Source organism: Xanthomonas arboricola pv. guizotiae (assembly GCF_002940205.1).
In the GTDB taxonomy this organism is placed as follows: Bacteria; Pseudomonadota; Gammaproteobacteria; order Xanthomonadales; family Xanthomonadaceae; genus Xanthomonas; species Xanthomonas arboricola_C.
The window spans coordinates 1-3,613 of sequence record NZ_MDSK01000078.1 but is presented as its reverse complement, the minus strand read 5'-3'; the positions used below and the strand labels follow the sequence as shown (position 1 = coordinate 3,613).

General features: G+C 62.8%; 3 pseudogenes. 1 reads left to right on the top strand and 2 read right to left on the bottom strand.

Features of this window, described 5'->3' with window-relative positions:
- Positions 1 to 100: 100 nt before the first annotated feature.
- Positions 101 to 414: pseudogene (locus XarbCFBP7408_RS23345) on the top strand (CesT family type III secretion system chaperone); the annotation flags it as partial.
- A gap of 332 nt (positions 415 to 746) precedes the next feature.
- Here the strand turns inward: XarbCFBP7408_RS23345 and xopF1 are convergent.
- Both xopF1 and hap3 read right to left on the bottom strand, forming a co-directional pair.
- Positions 747 to 2,767 (bottom strand): annotated as a pseudogene (gene xopF1, locus XarbCFBP7408_RS22905) (type III secretion system effector XopF1).
- Positions 2,764 to 3,209 (bottom strand): annotated as a pseudogene (hap3, locus tag XarbCFBP7408_RS21720) (Hpa3 family type III secretion system protein). The pseudogenes xopF1 and hap3 overlap by 4 nt, the downstream one beginning before the upstream one ends.
- Positions 3,210 to 3,613: the final 404 nt, after the last annotated feature.

Genomic DNA, 3,613 nt, shown 5'->3' with positions numbered 1-3,613 from the left:
AACGTCGCATCGATCTCCACTTGGCGTTGCTTTCGCTCGCATCCTCCATCATCTGCTTACGCCTTCTTCCTGGGTTTTGTTAGCCGCTCTAAGTTGATGCGTGCTGTGGGTGGAGGGTTTCAGGCCTATTTGCACGCGCCCGAAGCCCAGACCGACGATGCCGCACAGCAGGCGCCGGAAGAAGAAGCACTGTACCTGCGCACCTCCTACGGCCTCGTTCCTGCTTGACGGAGCTTGGCGGTTTTCCGGCTATTGCCGGAACCCCATCTGCAGGGGTACGCGCATGGCAAGGCGCGACGCCGATGGAATGATCCCGGGGTGATCATCTCGATCATGCGCGTTCCTTTACGTGATGACATCGATAGCGCATGGATCTGCGATCTGCTCGCACATTACGCCGACCAGGATCGTTACTGAAAAATCATCTACGGCTGCGCAAATAAGCATGAAGACCGACGCGCTAGGCAGCTGCACTGAAACGTACAGCACTGCTGCCTGCCCATCGCTTGGAGCATGACACAAGCACGCATGCCAGCCCCTAGCCGCGCTTAGCTGACTAAGCCAACACAATTCCCGCACGCCCAACAGGTGCTAACCGCCCGGAAGGCGCTACGATGCAAACACATCGCAGGCTGCAGCAGGCGCGTGGCGCGCACCAAGAGCGCCAACAAGAGACAGACGCAACGGTAGTTGCGTCTGTCATTGCGGTTCGCGCTACGCAGTCGATAACTTGCAGGATTGCTCGCTTATGGCAGGCCACTTTCCCACTGGCGAAGCTGCTCGCTGTCGTGCAATACATCCTTGAGTCTCTGTAATTCGGTCCTGAGTGTATGCGTCAGGTCGTTGCTTGGCACGCCGCTGAACATCGCCGTCTGACCGGCGTGCAGGCGGTCGAGTACGGTGCCGACGGTCGCAATCGACACGGACTGCGTTCCGATCTCCGTGCGTAACTTCTCCAGCGCTTCACGCAATCTCCCCGCCAGCGGCCCTGCTGCAGGCGCAAGTGGCTGCCCTTCCTGCACGGAGCGCGCAATCTCCTCCGATGTCGGCGCCGAAAACAGCGCGATGGCCGCGTCGATGGGTTCGGCCAGCGCCTGCAGTGTGCGTGCGATGGTGCGTTGGTGACCGGCGGCGCTAGCAGCGCGCTCCTGATCCAGGCGCTTCGACTGGGTGGTGTTGCTGCCATTCTTGGCCTTGAGCGCATTCCAGAGCGTATCGTTGAATAGAGTCTGTGCTGCCTGTTGCACGATCGTCGCGGTGGAATTGATGGCCTCGCCCGCAACGCTGCCGTTTGCGTCGCCGCCGCGCAAGGGGGAAGCGATCAGGCGGGCGGCACCGAGCGAGGCGAAATTGACCAGCACGTTGCTGAGCATGTGCCGACCCAGCAAGTCGCGTACCGCAGTGGTGATCGCATTGGTGGTGCTCAAGGCCTGCCTGGCCAACGCGAGGCCCTCCATCCCGGTTTCCAGCAGATAGTTGGGGAAACGCACAGCGTCGGACCATTGCGCGGGCCGACGCGTCTTGTCCGGCAACGCCAGCGCAAACAGATTCAGCCGCTGATGTTCGCCAAGCAGGTCGGGGACGCGCATCTGGCCACTACGCGCAACCGCCTTGCCGGTTTCGAGCATTGCCTTCTGCACGACCTCTGCCCCGCCGATGGCAAGCGCGCTCAAGCCCAGTTGGCCGGCCGGCGTAAGCGTACTCGGGTCGTCCGAGGTCCGCCGCGCCGCGTTGAACGTGGCGTTGATCGTCGGCTTGAGCAACAAGGTGTCCAGGGACTTGTCGTCCAGCGTGGATTGCCACTGGGAGACACCTGCACGCAGGTCGTAGGCCTGCGCCTCGAGTTGGGGAAACGTTTCGCTGTCGCCCTCACCGGGACGCGTGAAGCGCTTGCTTTCGCCATCGACTTTTAGCATGACCGGCGGCGGATCGGGCACCAGGATCTTGGGGTCGATGGCCTGGAACCGCGGCAGGTTGGCGACGCGCGCGCGCCGGTCCATCACCGGGATCAGCAACGTATCGCTGATATAGGACATCAGACCCGCCGCCGCGCCGGACAGCGCCGTGGTACTGAGCGTCTCCGATCCGGGCGCGCGCGCGTCGTCGTAGGCAGCGCCCGCCGCGAGACCGAACGGGGTCCGCATCGAGCCGATGACGAAGGCTCTGAGACACTCGTAGGCGATCGGCCACGCTGCCTTTGCGCCTGCCGTCTTCATATCGCCGACAATCTGGTATCCGGCATCCGGCCCGAATGCGGCGATGCGTTCGTCCACGCGCGCGTCCGCCCATTGCAGATACGCGACCTGCAGTGCCTCCTGCTCCTCCGAGTGCTCTGTGAAGTGCAGATTGCCCAGGCGAATACGTAACTGCGCCTTCAGTGCAGTAGCTGCCGCTGCGCTGCGCTGCGCTGCGCATAGGTTGCCGCAGCGGCAGGCGCATGCGGCTCATCGGCCGAGGACGCGAGGCTTGCCTGCGGAGTGTAAAGCGTTGCATCCGTCGAAGCCGAAGAGTGCGACGAGTGCGATGACTCAGAGCGATGTGATCCGCCATGCGAGGCTTCGGCGCCACTCGTGCCGGTGGTCACGCGGCGTGATAACGGTGCGCGACGACCGCGCAGCACCGGCCCCGACGACAAGCCTGCAAGTGGGCCGGTCGGCAAGCGCGTCTGTGGGGGAGGAACGGCCTCCTCGCGCTGCGTCAGGTGTGTGGGGGCAGGCGACGCTGCGCGGCTGCTGAAGGAAATCCCGCTATCGCTGGTGAGCTTCATGAGGCCACCTCGGCCGCGCTGCCGGCTTGCGTTACTAGCGCGTCCAGCACCACACGGGCGACCACCTGCCCGCGTTCCAGTGCGGCGGCCACATCGTCCGGCGTACGTACGCGCAGCAACGGACAGACGCCCAGCAGGCCAAGGTCCGAAGCGTGAGCCGCCAGCCGTACTCGGTGAGCAGTTGCTCCTGCAGCGCCAGCAGCGTCACCACCTCATCGCCGCCGAGCTCGCGTGCGGCCAATGGCAGGATCACTTCCGGAAACGCGGTTAGTTCGCCCTGCTGCATCTGCGTGTGGACACGGCACAGCATGCCCGCAGGTCCGAGAATGGTTTCTCCAGCGCCGACTCGCTGTGCAAGCTCGCCGGGCAACCCGAGGCGGACGCCCAAACCGTTAAAAAACGCCGCGTTAGCTGCGCTATGACCGCCTGATTCCAACGTCATTTGAAACTCTCCGGATAAAATAAGATGAGTTGCCAATGCACCAGTTCGGTGGGCGCCGTGTTTTGCCCGGGATGCACGCTCGAGCCAGAAAGTGCGAACCACTCGCGCCGCAGGCGATGTTGGTCTGATAGAAATTGTGCAACCGAGACAAGCGTCATACAGCTGGCAAGTGGACGCGAACGGCAAATGGTTGGATGCAAGGTGCCGCGACATAACACGGCCCGCAATGCTCCGTATCGGAGCAAGCAAGTGCTCTTGAGCAAGCCCGCTAGTCGAATGTGTCCGTTACCCGCAGCACCATTCACTGTGCACTTAGAGCGGCTAACAAAACCCAGGAAGAAGGCGTAAGCAGATGATGGAGGATGCGAGCGAAAGCAACGCCAAGTGGAGATCGATGCGACGTT